Genomic DNA, 22,307 nt, shown 5'->3' with positions numbered 1-22,307 from the left:
CGGACTTACGACTCTTTCCTGTCCGTGTCGTCGTCGTCGACACTGTCGTTCTCACCGGCGTCGCCGGTCTCGTCGGCATCGCCGGCGTCGTCGCCCCCCGCGTCCTCGCCGGCTTCTTCCTCTTCGTACATCTCGCGGGTGAGCGACTGCGCCTGCTCGAAGATGCGCGCCGCGTCCCCCGACAGCGACTGTGACCCGCCGGAGCCGCCGAACGGTTGGGCCTGTCGGTCGGGGATGTCGTGGTCGTGTTCCTGTCCGTGCGCGTGATTGTGGCCGCGGCCCCCCGTGCGGTCGACCGTGTCCTCGAACACCTCGTCGAACTCGCGTTCCTCGGCGAGGTCAGAGACGAGCGGGCCGAGCGAGTCGGCGTTCAGGTCGGCCCACTCGGGGGCGTGTTCGTCCAGCCACGTCTCGTGGTCGTCGCCGTGGACGATGGCCTGCAACGCGAGGTGGTTCGCGAGGTGCGTCTCGTCGCGTTGCGGCGCGTCGCAGACCGGACAGGCGTATCCCATGCCCTCCGGTAGCGGCTCTGTGTACCAAAATCCGTCGCACTCTCGCGTCGCCCCGTGTTGCATCGCATCGCGTCGTGTCGTATCGTGTCGCATCGCGCCGCGTCGGCGTCGTCGGTCGTCAAAGGAAATGTGGCCGGGTCGCCCGCGCGGTGGTGGGTGGGTCGCGGGCGACAGGCGGCTCTCGCGGCACCGAACGAGGTGCCGCGTCGTGTGGTGGTGGGTGGTGGTGGTGATACCGATTCGTTCGTGTGTCGATGCGTCAGGCGGACTTGACGATGACCGTTCCGTCGGCCCAGACGGTCACGTCGCAGGCAGCGTACCGGAACCCGATTCGACCGCGCGAGGGGACGACCGACCCGCGGGTGCCGTCGTCCGTCACCGGTGCCCGCGCCAGCGGAGCGAACAGTTGGCAGAGTGCGTCGGGGTCGATAGTCTCGGACAACGGTGGGAGTTCGATGGCGTCCACGCCGTTCAGTTGAGCGGTCGCGGTGACGACTGTCACCGCGAGGGTGTCTCGTCCGCTCCAGTCGTGTTGGGCGACGACCTCGTCGGTCGTCCCCGTATTCCATCCCACATCGCTGCCCGGTAACACGCGAGTTTCATCCATGGTTCGATTCGCGTCGGCGCCTCGCCGACACCCATGCCGATGACGCTCGGGGATATATCGGTCGCTGCTATCCAACTAGTGGTGACACGCGCGCCACCTCTAGGTACCTAGAACCGCAACTGAAAATCAGCTGGTAACGTGGTCAGCACGTGGTACGTCCTCACTCGAAGACGCGTTCGACCAGCTTTCGCTCGGCCGCGCGCAGGTGGTACTGGTAGGTCGGCGCGCTGATGTCGAACGTCTCGGCGAGCGTCTCGGCGGTGCTGCGACGCGGCCACTCGTAGAAGCCGGCGAGGTGGGCCGCCCGAATCGACTCGTGCTGGCGACTCGTCCACGCCGCGCGCATCTCGGCAGCGAACGTCTGCGGCGACTCGGTGCCGTCGTCCGCGGTCCGCCGCGACAGCAGACTCGTCCCCGGGTAGTTCGAGTCGAGCGCGTCCACGAACGACCGGACCCGGATTCGCTCCGGCACCTCGGCGGTGAGCGTGGTCTGGGTTGGCGTCGCGTCGAGCGCGCGGAGGGTCGCCTCAGAGGCGTACAGCGTCTCGAACAGCGACTCCCGCGGGAGGCGGAGTTCGAACAGAGACCCCGAATCGTCGGTCGAGACATGGCGCACGCGCGTCGCGATGTCCCCCCCGGCGGCGACGACGTCCTCCGGCTCCGCGTCGCTGGCGACGAACGCGATGACGGAGCCGTCGGACTGCGGGATGACGCCCCCGAGGCTCACCGCGTGGCCGACCCGCCGGGCGAGCCGCGACAGCGACAACCGGTCGCCGCCGAGTTGTACCTGCACGTCCGTCCGGCGCTCGGTCAGCATGGCGTCGGCGCGCCCGGTGGCCGCGAGGGCGTAGCCGACCGTCTCGCCCAGGTCGGTGAGCAGGCCGTCGTCGTCGGCGAAGGCGTCCGGGCCGGTGGCGTGGACGACGAACAGCGCCTCCACCCGGTCGTCGGCGACTGCGGGGATGACCGCGATAGCGCGGAACCCGTAGCTGAGGGCGTCGCCGCGGTGGTCGGCCCACGCGGGGTCGTCGAGCACGTCAGCTATCACCTGTATCTCCCGGGTCTCCACCGCGGCTTCGAGCAGGGGAAACAGCGGCTCCGCGGACGCCACCTCTCCAAGTCGGTCGGCGTAGGCGGTGTCAGCACCGTGGACCGCGTCGCTCGTCGGCCGGTACGTCTCGTCCACGTCCCTGGCCTCTGCGTGCCAGACGATGGCGTAGTCGTCGGCGTCGACGAGGTGCTCGGCGACGGCCGAGAGCGCCTCACCCCGTGTCGGCGCGCGGATGAGCGACTGGTTGATGTTCCGGATGGTCGCGTTGATTCGGTCGAGTCGGGTGAGCGCCTCGTTCTGGGCCTCGAGCCGGCGGTCGCGCTCGCGTAGCTCCGCCTCGGCGTCGATTCGGTCGAGCAGTTCCTCGACCGTCGCAGAAAGCAGGTTCACGAGCTCCACGTCGACCTCATCGGGCGCGACGGTGCCGGGGTGGCCGGTGACGAGGACGCCGTGCCGACCGAGCGGCGCGGCGATGACGCGCTCGACGCCGTCGACGACGCCCCCGTCGGGCGCGAGTTCGACCACGCGGACCTCGCCGGAGACGAACGCGTCCCAGACCCCGCCGCGGTCGAGGCCGCTCCCGACCGGCTTGTCGCCGAGGCCGGTTCCGGCCGCGCCGACGCGGACGAGGCTCGTGTCCGCCTCGTCGAAGACGAACAGCTCCGTCCGGGCATCGCCGAGCACCTCGTCGCAGGTGTCGACGGCGGCCCGGAGGACCGCCTGTCGTTCGGTCGCGCCCATCATCTCTCGGGTCCGTTCGTGGAGCGTCGCGAGCAGGCGCTCGTAGCGGTGTCGCTTCGTCACGTCGCGGAGGACGCCGACCGAGCCGACTTCCTCGCCGCCGACGACCAGCGGCGTCCGGTGGTCTTCGACTCTGATGACCTCCTCGCCGGGCGTCCGCAGATCCAATTCCACGATTCCCTGCGAGGTCGACGCGAACGCCTCGTCACTGCCGTCGGTCGCACTCGCGTTCTCGGTGAGCAACGCCGTGGACGACCCGATGACGTGGTCACGGTCGAGTCCGGTGAGTCGCTCGAACGCGGGGTTGACCGCCGCGAACCGCCCCTCGTCGTCCAGCGCGTACACCGCGTCGGCGACGGCCGCCAGCATCCGCCCGTACTGCTCGGCTTCGACCTCGTGTTCCAACTGCTCCGTGATGTCGGTGAAGTAGACCGAGAGCCCCGTCTCGGAGGGGTACGCCCGAACCGCGTACCACGTTTCGAGGGGGTCGTAGTACTGTTCGAAGGTCGCCGGCTCCTGTCGCTCCATCGCGCGCTCGAACTCCTCGCGGAAGACGGCCGCCTCGGGCACCGAGTCCCAGATGCGCGTCCCCAACACCGCCGCGGCCGACATCCCGAGGCCGTGTTCGGCCGTCGAGTTGACGTAGGTGACGCGCCAGTCCGCGTCGAATCCCATCACCGCCTCGTCCATCCGCTCTAAGACCTCCGAGAGGGCGCTTTTCAGCTCGTGCCGCTCGGTCGCCGCGCCGACGACGGCAGCGATGTTCTCCAAAAAGAGCACGTCGTCGTCGGTGAACTGCCCGCGGGCGACGCCGTGGACGGCGATGGCTCCCCACCGGGTGTCGTCGCCGCCGATGGCCGTGCTCATTCCGCTTTTCGGACCCGACGGGCCCGCGTCGCTCGCGTGTTCGAAGCGCTCGTCGTCGTCGAAGTCGTCGACGAGCATCGAACGCCCGGTCCGGTACGTCTCGACCGCTTGCGTTCCCCCGGCCGCGGCGAGTCCGTGGCCCCGACTCGCCGACCAGCCCGCGGTGGCGGCAACGCGGAACGCACCGTCGTCGAGGCCCTCGAAAATCGTGACCGAACTGGCGTCGAGCACGTCGCGGACGCGACTCGCGGCGTGGTCGAGCGTCGAGTCGAGGTCGACGGCGGTCAGCGCCCGCGTTCCGATTTCGGAGACGACGCGCTGCTGTTCGATTCGGTCTCGGTGGCTCCGCGCGAGGGTGCACTCGCCGAGCGCCCGCTCGACGCGGAAGGCGAGCCACGACATCGTCTCGGGGTCGTCGTCGCGGACGACGTAGTCCGTCGCACCGGCTTCGACCGCGCGGGTCGCGGTCTCCTGGTCGGCGGCCGCGACGACGACCGGGACGTCGATGCCCTGGGCGTAGACATCGCGGACGAACGCCCCCTCGTCGCCGGCCGCCGTGGGGGCGGCTAGGACGATACAAGAGATGGCCGCCGAGGCGGAAACGAGTTCCGCGCGCGCCGCGGCGGGAGTGCGGACGTGCCGGACGGTCGTCGCTCCGTCGAGCGACGACAGCGACGAGTCGAGAGACGCCGCGAACTCGCCGTCGTCACTCACACAGAGCACGGTGGGAGACGGTAACACAACTCGTGTACGTGGCTCGTCGTGATAAGCGCTCCTTCGGCCACGGGCGGTCCTGTCAGGCGCGCTGCCACTCCGCCACGTCGAGGACCATGATGTACGCGTCCTCGCCGTCGCCGTAGTAGCCCGGCACCCGGCGGGCGGGTTCGAAGCCGAGGCTTCGGTAGAGACCGATAGCCGGGTCGTTCGAGACGCGGACTTCGAGCTTCACGACCGTCGCGCCCGCGATGGCCATCGCCGTCAGCGACTGGACGAGCAACTGCCGACCGAGCCCGTTCCCGCGGGCCTCCTGGCGGACCGCGAGGTCCTTCACGTGGCCGATGTCGTTGCCGTGGTTCGGCATCACGTCGGCGACGACGTAGCCGAGCACCTCGTCCCCGCGGGCGGCGACGAGAAACGCCGGCTCGTCGACGAACATCTCGAACGCGGAGTACGGCCACGGCTCGGAGAAACACGTCCGCTCGATGCGGAGCACGTCGAGGAGGTCCGCCCGGTCGACCCGCCTGACGACCAAGTCGCCGGCGAGCGCGTCGTCGAACGACGTCACGCTCGGCGCTACGTGGTTGGCACGCAAAAGCCCGACGGCACGGGTGCACGGCGGTGGTTGGGGCGGACGCTCACGGTCGCGGGCGGCTCACCCCACCGGCCGCGCGATGGCCGCCGCTCGCCGGGCGAAAAAGCGAGAAGGTGTGTTGGTCGCGTTTAGTCGTCCGCGGGGGCAGCGCCGCCCTCGGCCTGCTGCTTCGTGAGGGGGAGCTTGCCGCCGGCGGTGAGGATACGACGTTCGCGCTCGGAGGCGTGCAGGTTCGCCGTCGCTTCCCAGTCGTCGTTCACGCGGATGGTGAACTCTTCCTGGCCGGATTCGACGGCTTCGGCAACGTCGTCGACGATTTCGACGTCGTCGCCCTGCTCGATCTTCTCGTACGTCTCCTCGTCGATGGCGAGGGGGACGATACCGAAGTTGAACAGGTTCGCCTTGTGGATGCGAGCGAACGACTGCGCGAGGACCGCCTCGATGCCGAGGTACATCGGACACATCGCGGCGTGTTCGCGGGAGGAACCCTGACCGTAGTTCTCGCCCGCGACGAGGACGCCGGTGCCGGCATCCTTGGCGCGCTGGGCGAACGTCTCGTCGACGCGCGAGAGCGTGAAGTCCGAGAGGCGCTCGATGTTCGAGCGGAACTTGAGGATGTCGGACGTCGCCGGGATGATGTGGTCGGTCGTGATGTTGTCCTCCATCTTCAGGAGGGTCTCACCCGAGATGTTCGAGCCGAGGGGGTCCTGCAGGGGAACCTCGCCGATGTTCGGGCCCTTGATGAGCTCGTCGTCGATGGCGTCTTCGGCGTAGATGAGGTCCGTCTTCGAGCCGTTGTACTTGTCGGGGAGCTCGACGCCGGGGGCGTCGAGGCCGAGTTCGTCGGCGAGGTCGCGCGGGTCGACGATTTCGCCCTTGAGCGCCGCGGCGGCGGCGACCTGCGGCGAGCAGAGGTAGACGTTGTCGTCTTCGATGCCCGAGCGGCCCTCGAAGTTGCGGTTGAAGGTGCGCAGCGAGACAGAGTCGGAGGCGGGGACGTGGCCGATACCGATACACGGGCCACAGGTCGCCTCGGAGACGTTGACGCCGGCCGCCATCATCTCAGCCGTCCAGCCCTCGCGGGCGAGCATCTCGCCGGCCTGCTTCGAACCGGGCGCGACGATCATCTCGAGGTGCTTTGCGACTTCCTGGTCCTTGACCATCTTCGCGGCCGGGAGGACGTCCTCGTAGCCGCCGTTGGTACAGGAACCGACGAGGACCTGCTCGACCTTCTCGCCGGCGACTTCGCGGACCGGAACCACGTTGTCGGGCATCGACGGGCAGGCGATGAGCGGTTCGAGGTCGCCGAGGTCGATGACGATTTCGTCGGCGTATTCGGCGTCGTCGTCGGCCGTCAGCTCGATGTACTCGTCGCCGCGACCCTGGCGCTCGAGGTAGTCCTTGGTCTTCTCGTCGGTCTCGAAGAGCGACGAGGTGGCACCGAGTTCGGTCCCCATGTTGGTGATGGTGGTTCGCTCGGGCACGGTGAGCGATTCAGCACCGGGGCCGGTGTACTCGAACACCTTGCCGACGCCGCCCTTGACGGTCTCGCGGCGGAGCATCTCGAGGATGACGTCCTTCGCGGAGGACCACTCGGGGAGTTCGCCTTCGAGGCGGACGTTCACGACTTCCGGCATCTCGACGTAGTACGCGCCGCCGCCCATGGCGACAGCGATGTCGAGGCCACCGGCACCGATGGCGAGTTGGCCGAGGCCGCCGGGGGTCGGCGTGTGGGAGTCCGAGCCGAGGAGCGTCTTGCCGGGCGCGGCGAAGTTCTCCTTGTGGACGTTGTGGCAGATACCGTTACCGGGGCGGGAGAAGTGGGCACCATATGTCCCGGCCGCGGAACGGAGGAAGCGGTGGTCGTCCGTGTTCTTGAAGTCGAACTGGTAGGTCTGGTGGTCGCAGTACTGGGCGGCGAGTTCGGTCTGGGCCTCGTCGAGGTCGAGCGCCTCGAACTGGAGCCAAACCATCGTCCCAGTCGTGTCCTGCATCAGGACTTGGTCGATTTCGATTCCGATCTCCTCTCCGGGGGTGAGGTCACCCTCGACGAGGTGGTCCGAGAGAATCTTTTCCGTGAGCGTCTGTCCCATAACACCCGAACCTCGATGGTCCTCGGATATAAATCCCGCGTACTTCCCTATCTTCGAACGTGAAAGATAGCGCCGTCTCGGGGTTTCTAGCGTCTAAGGGCCATTAAACTCCTTGTTGGTTCTCCCATGTGACTTGTCACCGCGGGGGGCGTCACCGCCCCAAATGGGTGGTGATTCGGGCTCTCTCACCCCCCTCGATATCGGGGGTGTTTGGAGCCCGTCACGACCTCGGAATCGACGCCGCCCCCGGGCCGCCGACCGACCGAGGTTCGGCACAGTTTTGCGCCCGCTGGACGGGGTTCGGATATGCACCGCGCTGGCTCGTTCGTCGCACAGCACATCTCGCCGGTCACGGCCGAACAGGTCCAACCCAACGGCGTCGACCTGACGCTCGAAGCGGTCCTCGAACAGGTCGAACCGGGCCGCCTCGGCCGCGAGGGAAAGACCGTCGGCGAGCGTCGGGCCCTCGATTTCGCCGACCCGGACACCGAGACGTACCGACTCGACCCCGGCGGGTACGTCCTCCAGTACGCCGAGACGGTCCACATCCCCGAGGACCACGTCGGCTTCATCTACCCGCGGTCGTCGCTTATGCGGAACTCCTGTATGCTGAACACGGCCGTCTGGGACGCCGGCTACGAGGGGAAAGGCGAGGGTCTCTTGCAGGTCCACCACCCGGTCGAACTCGAACGCGGCGCGCGCGTGGCTCAAATCGTCCTCGCGGACGCGACCCACGACGAGACCTACGACGGGAGCTATCAGGGCGAGCGGACCCACTGACGGCTTTCGGTCGGTGGCTTCCAAGCATCGCGCGGCGGATAGTACCGGATGAATACCGACATCCCGAGTTACGGGACGTTCTCGGCGATGACGAATTCCTTTCAAGTCGATGGACGTCGTATTTGTTCTCGCGGAGGGCATGTCGGGCCGAAACGAGGGGCGACCTGTACACACCGAACCTCCGCAACTTCCTCCTTCCATATCTTCTTGATGCGCGTGTTCTCGCTGCGCCTGCCCGTTTCGCCCGAGTCGTAGACACCGCCCGCGGGCCGTCGATTCGCCCGGAAGACGAGCGGCCACGGGGTCGCTGTCACCTAAAACCGCTTCGAGCGGCGCACTCGTGTTCTCTGACCCAAAGGCACATTTACGCGCATGCCTAAGTGTGGCCAATCACTGATGTCACGGAGTCCATCTCTCCCGGAACGTCCTCATCTCGATCTGGACCCCGAGATGTCGGATGCAGAGCGTCTCTCTGCACTCCGCCAGCACTTCGAACGCATGGTCGACGTCAACCGCGAACTCGACCAGCGGCTCCAGAACGCCGACGACCGTCACGCCGAACTGGTCGACGAGGTCGACCAGATGAAGGCGCGAAACGAGGCCCTGAAGACGGCCTCGTACTACATCGCCACGGTCGAGGAGTTGACCGACGACGGCGTCATCATCAAGCAGCACGGCAACAACCAGGAGGTCCTGACCGAGTTCGCACCGAGCCTGAACATCGACGACATCGAACCCGGCGACCGCGTCGCCATCAACGACTCGTTCGCCGTCCAGACTATCCTCGACGACGAGACGGACGCGCGGGCGCAGGCGATGGAGGTCGTCGAGTCGCCGACGGTCACCTACGACGACATCGGCGGCATCGACGAGCAGGTCCGCGAGGTCCGCGAGGCGGTCGAACAGCCCCTCGAAAACCCCGAGATGTTCGAGGAAGTCGGCATCGACCCGCCCGCGGGCGTGCTCCTGTACGGCCCGCCGGGCACGGGGAAGACGATGCTCGCCAAGGCCGTCGCCAACGAGACCAACGCCTCGTTCATCAAGATGGCCGGCTCCGAACTCGTCCAGAAGTTCATCGGCGAGGGCGCGCGACTCGTCCGCGACCTGTTCAAGCTCGCCGCCGAGCGCGAACCGGTGGTCATCTTCATCGACGAAATCGACGCCGTCGCCTCGAAGCGCACGGACTCGAAGACCTCCGGCGACGCCGAGGTCCAGCGGACGATGATGCAGCTCCTCTCGGAGATGGACGGCTTCGACGACCGCGGCGACATCCGCATTATCGCGGCGACCAACCGCTTCGACATGCTCGACGAGGCCATCCTCCGCCCGGGTCGGTTCGACCGCCTCATCGAGGTCCCCAAGCCCGCCGTCGAGGGCCGCCGCCGTATCCTCGACATCCACACCCGCGACATGAACGTCGCCGACGACGTGGACCTCGACTCGCTCGCCGAGGAACTCGACGACTACTCCGGCGCGGACATCGCGTCGCTCACGACCGAGGCCGGGATGTTCGCCATCCGCGACGGCCGGACCGAGGTGACGGGCGCGGACTTCGACGCCGCCCACGAGAAGCTCTCGAACGTCGAAGAGTCCGGCACCGGCCCCATCTCGGGCTTCACGGACTACCAGTACTGAGGTCGGTTGCCGGGGACCGCCGCCGGAGACGGTCGTCAACGCCTCCACCTCCCCCGGCTTTCGAGCGCCACTATTCGTAACCCCCTTTTCCGCCGCCGCGAGAGTTCGGACATGAACACGATTCGCGTCGTCCGCGGAGTCGGCACCGCCCCCACCGAGATGGCGTCGTACGACGCCGCCCTCGCCGCCGCCAACGTCCACAACTACAACCTCGTCGCCGTCTCCTCGGTCGTCCCCGCCGACGCGACCGTCGAGGCGGTCGACGTGGCCCCCGACCTCGGCCCGGCGGGCAACCGACTGACCGTGGTGCAGGCCCGCGAGACCACCTCGACGCCCGGCGAGACGGTCGTCGCCGGCCTCGGCTGGGCGACCGGCTCCGGCCCCGGTCTGTTCTACGAGGCGTCCGGCACCGACGAAGCGAGCGTTCGCGCGGCCGTCCTCGACGGTCTCGAAGCGGGTCGGAACCTCCGCGAGTGGTCGTTCGACGACGAGGACGTCGCGCTCACGACCGGGACCCACGAGGGCGACGGTTACACCACCGCCGTCACCGTCGCGGCCTACGGACAGAGCGAACCCATCTTCTAAACCGCCCATTCGCTGACCGACGGACTCATCAGCTTTTGTGAGAATCCCTCCGGTATGAGTGGTGACGCGCCGTTCGACCTGTCCCCCGGGCGAGTGGCGCTTATCTACGCCGCCTTCGGCTTCCTCTGGGTCGCGACGAGCGACAGTCTCGTAGAGGGACTCCCTAACCACGAGATCATCCAGACGGCGAAGGGGTGGCTGTTCGTCGGCCTCTCGGCGCTGTTGGTGTACGCCCTCGTCAACCGGAGTCAGTCCAAACTGAACCGGGCCTCCGAGCAACTGGAATCGACACTCGCACACACGAGCGTCCTCCATCGAATCCTCAGACACGACATCAGAAACGCCTGCACCGCCATCCTCGGCTACGCCGAACTCGTCGAGTCGAAAGGCGACACGAGTTCGAACATCGACCCGGTCGAGGCGATTCAGGAGCGCGCGAACCGGCTGGTCGAAGTGAGTGACGAGGTCGCGCTCCTCCGCACCGTCGAACTCGCTGAGGGGAACGAAGTCGATGTCGACCTCTCCTGTGCGGTCACAGACGCCGTCGAGGACCTCGAAATGGAGTATCCGGAGGTACAGGTTTCGGTCGCCTCGCCGGAGACGCTCGTTGTGCGGGCGCACCCGGCGCTCCCGCGGAGTCTCGCGGAGTTACTCGACAACGCCGTCGTCCACGCCGACTGCGACGTGCCGGAGGTGCACGTCGGCGTCTGGCAACTCGGCGAAGTCGCCGGGGTTACCGTCACCGACAACGGCCCCGGTATCCCCGATGCCGAGCGCAATGCCCTCTTGTCCGGGGCGGAGACGCCGCTTTCGCACACCAGCGGCGTCGGCCTCTGGCTCGTCCACGCCATCGTCGACGCCTCCGGCGGGTCGCTCGACATCTCGAAGCCGAAGGCCCACGGGACCGTGGTCACCGTGTCGCTCCCGCGACCGGCCTGACGGCGGCGTCGCCGCGCGGCCAGTCGGTTTTCGATTCGCTCACCACATCACCGCCGACGACGGCTTTTTACACGTCCTACCCGTATCGCAGACGACTGATGAACGGGAACAACCCATATGCGGGCGCTCCCGGCGTGGCTGGGGCCGGCCAGCCGTCGGCCAACCGAGAACTGACCGTCGACCAGATGGACGCACTCCGGCGGGCCGTCGCCGGCATCGTCTCGCGGACGGAGTCGTACCTCCCCGAGGGGTTCGCCGTCGGCTCTGAGCTCTCGACCGGGGCGAACGGACCGCTGGCGACCGTGGCCGTCCACCCGCCGGTCGGCCACCCCGTCAGCGCCGGCTTCTCGCCGGACGCCGATGACCTCGACGCGGGACTCACCGACGAGGACCGAAACGAGGTCGCCCGCGGGCTCGCCGCCAGCGCGGCGTTTCAGGTGATGAGCGCCGTCGGCGACGACCTCACGCCCGCCGCGCGATAACCCCGACCGACCCCCGTCGCCGCCGGGGTCCGAGTGGCGACTGACCCGAGCGCTCCGTTGACGCTCGTCGTCCCGACCGCGGCCCAATTTTTTGGCTCTGTTGAAACCCTCAGCGTTTGTTCGGTGTGGCGTGACACAGACAGAGGTGAGTTCAGCATGACGACCTCGTTTGTTTCGCGCCGAATCCAATACAGCCGTTCAGCGATCTGTAAACTCAGAAGTAGTACACTCATCGACAGATACGCAAGGCGAGTGCCCCGGGACTTGACACCGAAACGGTTCACTGAGGGACCCTACTGAGACGACTACCCAGTAGGTACAGCGGCCCGCCGAACAGTACTAACAGCATTGAGGCACTCCCGCTCACGAATGAATTCGACACGAGATTGGTCTCTCCTGTGCTAAAGAACCCAAACAGGAAGACAAAGCCGAAGACGACAGCCAATTCACCCAATAGGAGAAGTCGCCGCTTCCGTCTCGGTTTTACAGTTCCCAGAACGAATTGGAGGCTTAACACCACTGACCCGAAGAGAATCCATTCTTGAAACTGAAGTTTGGTGAAATCACCAGTCCGAAGTTGCCATGTGGTAAGTATGGCACCGAAGGTTACCGTGGCGGCGCTAAGACTTGTAAGAACTGCTCGTCGCCTCGTGATTTGGTGTGGTCGGTCTTGACGCCAGAATTGTACTGTTACGAGAGTTACGAGGCTAACCGAGAGTGTGCCAATAAGAAACAGTACAAACCCGAATACACCGACTATTCCCCACGCACTTGGAAGAAGACCTATCGTTGTTGCAAATCCGTATCCAAAGAAAAAGAACCCGACCGTGAACATCATCGCGAGGATGAAGTACGTCATGCGTTCGTCTCTTTGAGGAGTCGAAGATGAAGTCCCTGAGTTCTGCATGGGGCTATTGCCAATATGACATATTCACCACACATTAAGTATTTCTTGAACGCTCGATTTTAGCTTTAGTTACTGCCGACTGGCACTCGCCGCGCTTCACGTGCAGTCTTGTCTCCGAGTTCTCTCGTCACTTCAGAACGAGAACAATACACTTCACGGAGGCGGTCGAAAGAGGAAGTATGGCTTCGATTTTCGGCTACGCGGACGAGATTGGTCCGACGACGCTCATCATCGTCGGCTTCCTGCTGTTTGTCTTCCCCGAACCGGCGACTTCGGCTCTCGGCGCGGGGCTGATGCTGTTCGGCGCGGCGTACTGGTTCTGGGAGTGGAACCGTCCCTGAGCGGACCCGAGCGAGCGAGTGACTCCGCTCAGACGCTCCCGCGACGGCGGTTTCGACTGTCGTCGTCGCGGACGCGAGACGTAACGCCGTCGAGTGGGACGTCGGTCTCGGCGGTCGTCCCCGACCCACCGGCCGGACCGGGCACCGACCGCGGCGTCGCAACGAACAACCCGTAGGCGAGCATGGCCGCGGAGACGAGGCCGCTCGTTCCCACGACGAGCGAGAGCGGGAGCGGCGAGAACGTGCCGACCGCCGTCCCGACGAGAAGTGGGAGCGGCAATGTCGCGAGGATGGCGTCGTACCGCGTCGCTTCCGAGACGATGCTGTCGCTATGGGGTGTTCGTGTGCGCATGATACCACTCGGCGACGAGTACGAACGTGTGAATATTAGCTATTTCGCCGGACCGGTCGGTCCCGCGGTCGCCTACTTCCCCCAGAATTAAGTCTCTGATTCTTTACGCTGTATAGAAAAATAGCTCAGTAGATTTAGCTAAAACATCAGAGAGCTGGCAGCTACTATATCGGCTCTCCACATAGTATGTCGTGTGAGCGAATCAGATTCTAACGACCAGAACCCAAGTGATGATGACGGGTCAGGTCAGAACGATTCGACGCACCGCCGAAAACCAAACGAACTGCAGATGCGGGCGGGAAAACTCTCGGTCGAAGCCAAATCCGTAGATGAGTCTGTAGGCGAACTCGCCGATATCGTCTCGGACGAGATGGAGTCCCTGATGCGCTACCATATTCGGGGCGAGATGGAGATGTTAGAGGAGCAGGACTTGCACTCCATCCTTCTGAGTGATGACTGATGCCGCTCATCCTCAGAGACCGACTCGGAGTGTTCTCTCTGTTCCCGCTGTTTTTCATCAACCTCGTCGCCAGCACAGCCGCCGTCCTCCTACACAAGATATACCCTGTCGTGGCGACCGTCGCCCTCGGCGTCTATGTGTATGTCTTACTCCTGCAGACTCGCCTGATGGCGTTACTGCTCGTGTCGGGTTGGGTGACGACGCCGATAATCGCACAGTTCACGCACGAGTTCTCAGTCGATGTGGCGGTCTACTCGATGGGAGTGTTCACCGCTTCGGTCGTCGCCGCCCACTTCATCGCAATCGTACTCTCAGCAATCACGGGATTTAGACTATGAACAGGAGACAATACCTATCGACGGTTGGCGCATCGGTGGCCGTACCAGTTGGTGTCGGCGGTGGCATCCTTAGCGAAATAGAGGAATCCGACCACCTCACTCCCGACGAGTTCCGACAGCAGATTCCCGACCAGATAGGGAATTATGAAGGCGGAATCACGCACGAGGGCGAGACGAATTCTTCAGGCACACTTCTCATCGCCTCGTATCAAGACTCGGCGTGGCCCGTCGGGATACAGTACATCGAGCAGAACGACCCGCAGCTGATAGCGATGATGCACTGCACGCACCACTATCCTGAGTCACTCTCTGAAACGGTGAATCGTCTGTCTCGCTTCTTCTCGAAAGTGGATGTGCAGTATGAACAGCTGAGGGACGGCAACCTCGAATACATCACCTACGAGTTTAGCGATGGGTATCGGGTTCGCACCGAGTACGACCTCCGAGAGAACGGGAAAGAACATCGAGCGTGGGTCAACGGAGACCTCCACAGCTTCGAAGACCAAATCGCACGGAACGAGTTCGTGAACGAAGAGGTGCAATCTCGAATATGAACAGGCGACAGTACATCTACTCAGTCGGTGGTATCGCACTCACGCCCACGCTCCCACTCGCACGCACGGACACAGGCAGGCACATCACGCCTGAGCAGTACAAGCGGCGAGTTCCTGAATCAATCAAAGGAGTTGAAGTAGAACTCAAAGAGCACGACACAGAATCCGTCGGGAAGCATATCTATTCAATATATTCAAATCAATCACCGTTCCCATCTATCACATACACGGAACACCCACCTGATACAGAAGGTAGGTCGCAGGTTATTGCCGATGTTGGTCGCTTACGATATGGGTTCGAGACTGTTTCAGGTGCGGTTCGATTTCTCCGACAAGCTATGACTCGGGTTGAGTATGAGAGGCGGGTTCGTGGAGAAGATGCTGGATATGCGTATGAATCGTATACGGTCGATGATTGGACGCTGACTGTACAGTTAGATAGGGACGACGGAGGTAGTACTGTAGTTATTGACGGCGAGTGGGTCGAGTTCGAGAATCGAAAAGAGCGGAACAAAGTCGTCAAGCAACTGGTTCAGAGAAAACTATGAAACGACGCAACTACCTCAAGACAGTTGGGGCGGCAGGCTTCGTCCCGAGTGCAATCCCCCACGCCGACCTGAATTCGGTAAACTACGACCCGATAGATGCAGGAGCGTACATCAAACGGTACGAGTCAGGCACAGTCCTCTCTCTATCCGTTCCATCAGGTCGAGGCGACTACCTCACCATCCACGGTCGAACAGATGACGGCGACCACATCATCCACGCTCCGCACCTGGACGAGCCGAACGAGTCGGACGATGAAGATGATGTGTATCACTTCTTCGAGCAAGAGCCAATCGCCGACTACACGCTAACCATCACGGAAGACGGCCACACCGAACAAGTCCAGTTCACAGATAGGGTCGTCCCGTACAATCCGAGCAAGGATTTCCTCGGTGACGCTGAATATCTTGGTGAAGTTGACCTCCTACGGCTAGGCGTAAGCGATACATCTTCCCACCTGAACTACGACCTCGATACCGACTTCGATGCAATTCTCTGGGAGACCTACGATGAGGATGAACAAGAGTGGGTGCGTCATCCCGCTCACGCCCACGCTCAGATGAACTACGACCTCGTGTGCCCGTGCGAAAAGAACTACATCGAGATTCTCGGGAGTAAGCGCCTCCGAGCGAAAGGCATCGTCGGCGATACCATCGAACACATCCCAATCGTTCGAGACCGAATCAATCGATAGAGAACACAGGTCTGCCTCGGGGATACGCACACGCCCGCTACTCCCGATGTTCAACCAGTAGAAGATTAGTACTCTACGAATTCCGTAGGTAGGGCGACTTAGAAAGACTCCGTGGCGAGCCTGTACTCTCTGGAGATTCTTAACCAACACAGCACGCTATGGAGGGGAGTTGTTGGTTAAGAGTTGCACGAGAAAAGAACTGAATCAGTCAGCGGGCTGTGCTTGCTGTTGTGCCTGCATCAACGGGGCGAAGTCCATCAAGTCAGCGTGCGTCCCGTAATCACAGATGACTGTATATCGATTATTATCTGAAGACCGTCCTTGCACCCACGGTGGATTGAACGACTCACCTTTCTCTTCGATAGTTCGCTTATTCCAGAGACCGATGAATTCTAACGCTTCAATAGTTCGTTCGTGTCGGTCGAGGTCTTCCAAATCATCATCTTCAGCGTACACGCACCGCAGAAGAACATAGAAATCGTGGAAACCATCTGGGAGGTCTGCGGGGACTATGAGGTCTTTCTTATTCTCACCAATCACCGTTCGAGTCTTCACATCTACCTCAAAACCTTCTACGACAAAATCCGCATCTTTCTTTCCGCCGAGGTGTTTATACTCGAAATTCGTATTTTGTTCTAAGATTTGCTTGAACGCCAGTTCCCCGAGGTCTCCGACATATCGGTCGAAGTCTCGCTCTTTCTTTGTTCTGTTATAGTCCTCACCAGCCTCGATGCCATCTTTCTGTGCCTGTTCACGCAGTTCTTCAGTAACCGCAAGAGAAATCATAACTACACTTAACTAATCTGTCATAAGTTCCCAAAGGTGCTCCCCTGAACGGAATACCACGAACACACGGGCGCACGAGAAATATAACTACAACAACATATTTGGGGATTGAGAAATATATTACAACTGTTCGTTTATGAAATTAGAACAATTACTTTCTCAGATTGAATCGGACGCAGGCAAGCTAATCGTGATGTATCTCCGTCGAGTCGGGACGGCAACCGTAGACCAGCTCGCAGATAGATTCTGCTGGTCGAAGATGAAGACCTACAACATCCTCTCGGCGCTCAGGGAGATGGAGATTGTTGCACCGCTTGAAGAATCCTCGAAAGAACGCTACGCTCTGAAACGGGTTGAACTATGAAACTATGCACAGTCAAGGACACAAAGGAATCGCCCTCTTGCTCTACTCGCCGATAACCTACTTCCTCCTCGAAACAGGACGGCCAATCTTTGCTGTCGGTGGACTCGTGTTAGTGCTGATGCTGTCGATGGTCCCAGACAAGGATATGGTCATCCCACTCTTGCGTCATCGAGGGCCAACGCACACGATTTGGTTTGCGGGAGTCGTCGGTGCAGTATTGGCGGGCGTCGGGATGGTGATTCAGTTCGGTCTTGACCAGATTGGAATCGTCGCTGTCGCTGTACCCGTGACTGGATTGTTCATCGTCGGCTTCCTGAGTATCGTGTATCACATCATCGGCGATGCACTGAATCCATCAGGCGTGCGCCCGTACAAACCAATTAGCTCGCACAAGCACGCACTCGGCGTCACAAAGAGTGGGAGTTTCCTCGGTAACTGGTTCTTCTACATCATCGGATTTGCCGCTAATCTGGTTGCGGTTGCACTCGGTCTCCAGGGATTGCTCGTGTAGACCCCGACCCCACCCTGTCGGCACATAGGCTCAATTCCGTGTACACAGACGACAATATATTGTCCGCTGTATACAGCGCAAGAACAGAATCAGGTCGGCGTCACAGCGAAAATCTGGTTACACTTGTAGCACTCATGGTAGCAATAGCCGCTCGACTCGTGCTGTTTGATTTTCTTCGGTTTGATGCGCTTACGGCACTCAGGACACTCGCAGTTCGGACCCATGCGAGCTAAGCTGCGCTCTACCCTATTTATGTGCTCTGCACGAATTGTGGCTCTTCCACCAAGCCGATGACTTGGTGACAAAAGCTAAAGCAACTGAGCTTAAAGTCTGGAGCGGATGAGTAACACCTTCGATTCGTTCGAGGATTTCACTAACCGCCTTCAGGATATCGAAGAGATGGGGTATGTCGAAACCCATCGGAGCGGAGACACAGGCATCGGCAAGACGCTCGAAGACCTCCTGGGTATCAAGGAGAACAACATCCCTGGTCCTGACGCCGCAGGTGTCGAGCTGAAAGCCGCCCGCCGAGACTCGGGGAGTATGATGACGCTGTTCACGAAAGAACCGCCGAGAGGTAGTCGTGAACTGTGGGCGTCGTCGCTCGTGGAGAAGTACGGGTATGAAGACGATGAGGGACGGCCCGCACTCAAAATCACACTCTCCATCGACGAGTACAACAATCAGGGCTTCCGCACCGTCACGAACGAGGAAGGCGTCCACATCGAGCACGAAGACGATGGCATAATCGCCACTTACCCGCTCGACCTACTCCAAGAGACCTACGAGGAGAAGTTCCCCGAGATGGTTCTCGTTGAAGCGGCAACGCAATCCATCGACGGCGACGAACACTTCTGGTACAACGAAGCGTACTACCTCGATGGGTTCGACGGCGACGAGTTCCTGAACCTGATTCGAGAGTCCATCATCACCATCGACCTGCGGATGCACCTGCGGGACTCGGGCGGCGCACGCAACCACGGCACAGCGTTCCGCATCAAGGACACGAGTAAACTCGACCGAGCGTTCGAAACCCGAACGCAGCTCCTCGACGGTATCGGTCGGGACGCAACAGTTACTGAATCCCCACAGCAAGGACTCAGCGACTTCTGAACTCGGCGGTTACGGCGCTCTGAGAATAACGATATTCTCGTTCGCCATCAGATTCCCTTTCGTGCCCTCGATGTTCTCAGGGGCGTTCTCCCACGGCAGCGTCTTGTTCGGGATTTCTCTCGGGAGATTAACATCAAACTCGTAGCCGATGTGTTCACAGAGTTCCCGAGTGATGAGGTGCGTCGGGATGTTCACTCGGCTCATCGTCCGATTGGCGACGACCCACGCCACAGGCTGACCTGACTTGGTGACTTCGGCCACCTGTTCCATCACGGCGTAGTAATCTCTGAAGAAGTCCATCGCATCTTCTGCACGCCCGTCCTTCTCTCTCAGCGTGTCGAGGGTGACTTTGAGCGTCTCGGAGTACTCTTCGAGTTCGGAGAGTGGTTCGAGAACATCATACCGCCCACCGAGACCCGTCTTGTCCACATCCTTCATCTCGTCATAAGTCACTTTTCCAGTCAACAGCGCAGGGTCTTGACTGAACTGCCCGTAGGCAACCGTGGTCTGGTGGTCGCCGTATGGCGGCGAGGTGATGACGATATCCGCCTGGTCTTCACCCACATCCTCAACTGCAGTTCGGGAGTCAGAGTAGTGGATGGTCGTGTCGAGGTCGTGGTCAACACGATTACTGTACTCCCGCATCTTCTCCATGTTCTGCTCTAGCTTCTTCTCGAAGATAGCCTCCACATCGGGATTGTGGTCTTCTCGGTCTTCCTCGGCGAGCCTGTAACGCTTGTACTCGCCGTTCCGCTGGTAGGATACCTTACGGGTCGTATGGGAGAGAACGATACGGAAGAAGCGGGCATACGCCTCTCCAAACTCATCGTCAACCGAATCGATACGGTCACGAAGCGCAGTCAACTCGTGGAGCTGCGGTTCGGGGAACCATCCGTCCCGAACATCAGGCATCTCTAGCCACTCGACTTCACCCGACTCGTCGTATGCCTCACGAACTTCTCGGAGGTCTTCCGACAGGCCGTCAACCAGAGCATCCCGAGCTTCACTCAGACCGCCACGCTCTAACGGAATCGACTTCGCCTCACTCAGCATCACGGCGAACGGATTGATATCGTTCCCTTCGGCGTTGAGACCGTGGAGTCTCCCCTCGACGGCGGTAGTCCCGCTCCCGCTGAACGGGTCGTACACGAGGTCGCCCTCCTCGATGACACCAGTTTGCTTGTAGTGTCCTAGGAGCGTATCGGGAATCTTCGGAATCATCCGAGCAGGATAGTTGTGAAGCCCGTGCGTGAGGTACTGCGTATCCGACTTTTCGAAAGTCCAGTTATAAGACTCCAGACTATCGTCGTCGGCTACTACACCGTCGATAGTAGATTGATGTGAATTAGTCATGCGTGGAGCGTAGTCACTTGTGAAGATGGTTGGCGGTATCCGTTAAGCACTTTTCGCTGTTGCTGAAATCGTGTTCCTGGCACATCAAGACACAGACACTCCAGGACAATATAGATAGTTTATTTGATAGTTTAGCTAAACTCGTTGAGCTATTCAGGTCAGGTCTATCAACTGTTTCTAACAAAGCTGCTAATTAGCAACAATCTCAGCAATTAGCAACTTGGCAAAATAAGAAAAAGAGAATTCTTCAAAGGAAGGCAAGATGAACTCGCTTTCCTCGCTCACTCAACTCCTCGAAATCGTATTCGTTGAACTGTTCTTCTCGGTTGTCGTTGTCGTTTTGGGTTGAATCGTGTCGTGTCATAGTGAATCACTTAGTGTTACTTCTGCGTGTGTAGTACGCCATCCTCATCTTCGTAGACTGTTCCATCATCGAGGCGACTTTCAACCGCCCACCGAATCGTCTCCTGGTCGAGCTGGTGGTTCATCACAATCCGTCGCTCGACTTCCTCTTGAGTCGGGTCGTCATCCTCAGCGTGGTGGAGCGCCTCAACAGCATCGACTACCTTCTCCTTTGCCTCCATCTGCTCGGAGTTCTCACCAGTCCACAGTACCGACTTGTCGATGTTCGCTTCATCGAGGCGGTTGACGGAATCGATGAGCATCTCTGCTCCACGAGTCATATCATCTCGTTCGATTCGGTCGTGTCCGTTGAGGCGGGCGAAGACTGTCGCAAGCCGCATAATCGTTGGCAGTTTTCGGAGGTCGATGTGGTCGCTATCGTCGGCCCGTAGGGAAGCGAACTCTTCAGCGATGAATTCGACTTCTACCTCAGCAGGCGGGGCAGGCTCGTGTTCTTTGAGGAATTCAACGAACTTCCCGAACTCTGACTTGGAGAGTCGGTCGTGGTTCGGGTCGTCAGCGGCGGCTTCTTGCCACCGACTCATCATCGCCGTCGCCTTCGTCTTATCTGCTTCTTCATCCTGATTATCCTCGATGATGAACACCAATCCAAATCGGCTGAGAAGTGCAGGGTCGATGGCAAACTGGTCATCAAACGCTTCATGTTCGTTGAATTTCCCATCGATAGGATTTGATGCGCCGATGAAGGAACCAGTAGTAGTGAGAGTCTGGTCTACATCACCGCTGTTGATTGTATACGACTGATGTTCAAGTGCCGACTTCATCCCCTGCATCTCTTCTGAATTCATGTCGGCGAGCTCATCCATCATCACATCTCGGTATCGGAAGTACGGTCCCGTTCGAGCGTACCAGCCACCTTTTTCTTTATCTTCCATTGCAAACCCAAGCAGTCCTGCTTTGCTTGACCCACTACCTTCAGCAATCTTCGAGCGAGCAACTGACTCCTCGATAAATTCGAGAATCTTTGTCTTCCCGACTGCAGGTGAACCAATCCCGATGATGTTGAGGTCGGAACGGTCCATCCACTCCACATCACCAGATACGATAGCAGCGAGGACTCCTTGCTTGAAGTCCTCAATCTCATCACCAACAATATGTGGAGCGAGAGACTCAAGCAAGAGTTCTTCAGCATCACCTGATTCAACGATTTCTTCGAATCGTTCTCGTTCTTCGGCTGTGATTTCGAGCGTTTCTCGTTCATTGTCGATTCCAAGGATGACAAGTTCTCGCTCTTTCACAGCGTCGTTCTTCTGTTCTCTGTAAGTGCGAGGGATGGCCGTGACTGTGACGGTCTCGCCGACCTCGACGCTATCGAGAAGCGGTGGGTAGAGGTGAGCGAGGATATCCTCACCTTGTCGGTCAGCAGTTGCGTCATCAGAGAGTTTGATGAGCTGGCGAGATTGCTCCACCTCCTCCTCATCAATAATTTTGAACTTAGACTGCGCCGTGTTGTTACAGTCTTTCGCAACGCACGAGTGCGGCTTATCGATTTGTCCGTCTACCGTGTACTGGCTGACGCTGTTTCGAGTACCACAGACAACGCACCGCCATACCGTGTCGATAGTGATTGGCTTCTTGGCGTACACCTGTTCCACGGTCGCATCAATCTGCACGAGGCGGTTGTGGTCAGCGGTAGTGAGTTCATCAACTCGTTTTCCGTCTTGTTCGGTTTCCACGACGATGTTCGTGTACTTGATATCATCCGACTGAATCAATCCCTGTTCTTCAGCACGCTCACACCCGATGAGTTCGAGGTTGTAAAGAGCACCATCTGGGTCGTTCCTGAATAGCCGTGGGAGGTTTTCGTTCAACTCGCTGAGAGTGTCAAAGTCGAGTGTGACTGTTACCGTCACATCGTCCACTTCAACCGTGGCGAGGTCTTCATCAAAGAGTTGGTCGATAGTCTGTACGAGTCCTTCGTTTCGTTCGAAGTCGAATTTAGTTAGATAGTCAATCATAGT

The 22,307-nt window shown here is 60.7% G+C and carries 23 protein-coding genes; 14 read left to right on the top strand and 9 right to left on the bottom strand.

From position 1 onward, the window contains the following. Positions 1 to 5 precede the first annotated feature (5 nt). From C5B90_RS13280 to C5B90_RS13260, 5 genes are all read right to left on the bottom strand, one after another. Complete coding sequence (locus tag C5B90_RS13280) at positions 6 to 512, bottom strand: DUF5810 domain-containing protein (protein ID WP_115882144.1); 507 nt, start codon at positions 510 to 512, stop codon at positions 6 to 8. A 259-nt stretch (positions 513 to 771) separates the two neighbouring features. Beyond that, positions 772 to 1,119 (bottom strand): HalOD1 output domain-containing protein, encoded by a 348-nt coding sequence (locus tag C5B90_RS13275; RefSeq protein WP_115882142.1) that lies wholly within the window; start codon positions 1,117 to 1,119, stop codon positions 772 to 774. A 160-nt stretch (positions 1,120 to 1,279) separates the two neighbouring features. Then, positions 1,280 to 4,492 (bottom strand): bacterio-opsin activator domain-containing protein, encoded by a 3,213-nt coding sequence (locus tag C5B90_RS13270; protein ID WP_115882140.1) that lies wholly within the window; start codon positions 4,490 to 4,492, stop codon positions 1,280 to 1,282. 82 nt (positions 4,493 to 4,574) lie between these two features. Then, positions 4,575 to 5,063 (bottom strand): ribosomal protein S18-alanine N-acetyltransferase, encoded by a 489-nt coding sequence (rimI, locus tag C5B90_RS13265; protein WP_115882138.1) that lies wholly within the window; start codon positions 5,061 to 5,063, stop codon positions 4,575 to 4,577. Between the two features lie 155 nt (positions 5,064 to 5,218). After that, positions 5,219 to 7,183 (bottom strand): aconitate hydratase, encoded by a 1,965-nt coding sequence (locus C5B90_RS13260; protein ID WP_115882136.1) that lies wholly within the window; start codon positions 7,181 to 7,183, stop codon positions 5,219 to 5,221. Positions 7,184 to 7,489: 306 nt separating this feature from the next. Here C5B90_RS13260 and C5B90_RS13255 point away from each other — a divergent pair, with 306 nt between their 5' ends. The 6 genes from C5B90_RS13255 to C5B90_RS20860 all read left to right on the top strand — a co-directional run bounded on the left by C5B90_RS13255 (position 7,490) and on the right by C5B90_RS20860 (position 12,852). Continuing rightward, on the top strand, positions 7,490 to 7,963 hold the full coding sequence (locus C5B90_RS13255; RefSeq protein ID WP_115882134.1) for a deoxyuridine 5'-triphosphate nucleotidohydrolase: 474 nt from the start codon (positions 7,490 to 7,492) through the stop codon (positions 7,961 to 7,963). Positions 7,964 to 8,359: 396 nt separating this feature from the next. Continuing rightward, entirely contained in the window at positions 8,360 to 9,598 is a 1,239-nt protein-coding gene (pan2, locus tag C5B90_RS13250) for a proteasome-activating nucleotidase Pan2 (protein ID WP_115882132.1), read from the top strand. 111 nt (positions 9,599 to 9,709) lie between these two features. Then, positions 9,710 to 10,183, top strand: a complete 474-nt coding sequence (locus C5B90_RS13245; protein WP_115882130.1) for a pyruvoyl-dependent arginine decarboxylase — start codon at positions 9,710 to 9,712, stop codon at positions 10,181 to 10,183. 93 nt (positions 10,184 to 10,276) lie between these two features. Then, entirely contained in the window at positions 10,277 to 11,122 is an 846-nt protein-coding gene (locus tag C5B90_RS13240; RefSeq protein WP_115882540.1) for a sensor histidine kinase KdpD, read from the top strand. 98 nt (positions 11,123 to 11,220) lie between these two features. Further along, the gene (locus tag C5B90_RS13235; protein WP_115882128.1) at positions 11,221 to 11,604 is read left to right on the top strand and encodes a DUF5811 family protein; all 384 of its coding nucleotides are present in this window, start codon (positions 11,221 to 11,223) and stop codon (positions 11,602 to 11,604) included. Between the two features lie 1,086 nt (positions 11,605 to 12,690). Further along, positions 12,691 to 12,852: a hypothetical protein gene (locus C5B90_RS20860; protein WP_199517490.1), complete on the top strand. Its 162-nt coding sequence runs from the start codon at positions 12,691 to 12,693 to the stop codon at positions 12,850 to 12,852. A 28-nt stretch (positions 12,853 to 12,880) separates the two neighbouring features. On the opposite strand, the gene C5B90_RS13230 is transcribed toward C5B90_RS20860, so the two are convergent. Then, complete coding sequence (locus C5B90_RS13230) at positions 12,881 to 13,204, bottom strand: hypothetical protein (protein WP_115882126.1); 324 nt, start codon at positions 13,202 to 13,204, stop codon at positions 12,881 to 12,883. Positions 13,205 to 13,397: 193 nt separating this feature from the next. Here C5B90_RS13230 and C5B90_RS20375 point away from each other — a divergent pair, with 193 nt between their 5' ends. From C5B90_RS20375 to C5B90_RS13215, 5 genes are read left to right on the top strand one after another with little or no spacing between them, the layout of a single operon-like run. Continuing rightward, a complete protein-coding gene (locus C5B90_RS20375) occupies positions 13,398 to 13,664 on the top strand; it encodes a hypothetical protein (RefSeq protein ID WP_148708230.1) in 267 nt (88 codons plus the stop codon). Then, the gene (locus tag C5B90_RS13225) at positions 13,664 to 14,002 is read left to right on the top strand and encodes a hypothetical protein (protein WP_115882124.1); all 339 of its coding nucleotides are present in this window, start codon (positions 13,664 to 13,666) and stop codon (positions 14,000 to 14,002) included. Before C5B90_RS20375 ends, C5B90_RS13225 begins: the two co-directional genes overlap by 1 nt. A gap of 35 nt (positions 14,003 to 14,037) precedes the next feature. Then, complete coding sequence (locus C5B90_RS13220) at positions 14,038 to 14,556, top strand: hypothetical protein (protein WP_158547228.1); 519 nt, start codon at positions 14,038 to 14,040, stop codon at positions 14,554 to 14,556. Next, positions 14,553 to 15,104, top strand: coding sequence for a hypothetical protein (locus C5B90_RS20370; RefSeq protein WP_148708229.1), 552 nt, complete (start codon positions 14,553 to 14,555; stop codon positions 15,102 to 15,104). Before C5B90_RS13220 ends, C5B90_RS20370 begins: the two co-directional genes overlap by 4 nt. Next, on the top strand, positions 15,101 to 15,796 hold the full coding sequence (locus C5B90_RS13215; RefSeq protein ID WP_115882120.1) for a hypothetical protein: 696 nt from the start codon (positions 15,101 to 15,103) through the stop codon (positions 15,794 to 15,796). Before C5B90_RS20370 ends, C5B90_RS13215 begins: the two co-directional genes overlap by 4 nt. Positions 15,797 to 16,000: 204 nt before the next feature. Here the strand turns inward: C5B90_RS13215 and C5B90_RS20365 are convergent, their stop codons facing one another. Further along, positions 16,001 to 16,582, bottom strand: coding sequence for a hypothetical protein (locus C5B90_RS20365; protein WP_148708228.1), 582 nt, complete (start codon positions 16,580 to 16,582; stop codon positions 16,001 to 16,003). A gap of 193 nt (positions 16,583 to 16,775) precedes the next feature. Here C5B90_RS20365 and C5B90_RS20590 point away from each other — a divergent pair, with 193 nt between their 5' ends. From C5B90_RS20590 to C5B90_RS13195, 3 genes are all read left to right on the top strand, one after another. Beyond that, positions 16,776 to 16,946, top strand: coding sequence for a hypothetical protein (locus C5B90_RS20590; RefSeq protein ID WP_158547227.1), 171 nt, complete (start codon positions 16,776 to 16,778; stop codon positions 16,944 to 16,946). Positions 16,947 to 16,950: 4 nt separating this feature from the next. Then, positions 16,951 to 17,457 carry a metal-dependent hydrolase gene (locus C5B90_RS13200; RefSeq protein WP_115882114.1) on the top strand — a complete coding sequence of 169 codons (507 nt, stop codon included), beginning with the start codon at positions 16,951 to 16,953 and terminating at the stop codon, positions 17,455 to 17,457. Between the two features lie 339 nt (positions 17,458 to 17,796). Then, the gene (locus C5B90_RS13195; protein ID WP_115882112.1) at positions 17,797 to 18,570 is read left to right on the top strand and encodes an MvaI/BcnI family restriction endonuclease; all 774 of its coding nucleotides are present in this window, start codon (positions 17,797 to 17,799) and stop codon (positions 18,568 to 18,570) included. Positions 18,571 to 18,579: 9 nt separating this feature from the next. Here C5B90_RS13195 and C5B90_RS13190 read toward each other — a convergent pair whose 3' ends face one another. Further along, positions 18,580 to 19,923 carry a DNA adenine methylase gene (locus C5B90_RS13190; RefSeq protein ID WP_115882110.1) on the bottom strand — a complete coding sequence of 448 codons (1,344 nt, stop codon included), beginning with the start codon at positions 19,921 to 19,923 and terminating at the stop codon, positions 18,580 to 18,582. Between the two features lie 380 nt (positions 19,924 to 20,303). Further along, positions 20,304 to 22,304, bottom strand: coding sequence for a minichromosome maintenance protein MCM (locus C5B90_RS13185; RefSeq protein ID WP_115882108.1), 2,001 nt, complete (start codon positions 22,302 to 22,304; stop codon positions 20,304 to 20,306). Positions 22,305 to 22,307: the final 3 nt, after the last annotated feature.

It is taken from the genome of Haloferax sp. Atlit-12N (assembly GCF_003383095.1).
Taxonomy (GTDB): Archaea; Halobacteriota; Halobacteria; order Halobacteriales; family Haloferacaceae; genus Haloferax.
The sequence above is the reverse complement of the archived record's forward strand: the minus strand, read 5'-3'. Positions and strand labels throughout refer to the sequence as shown.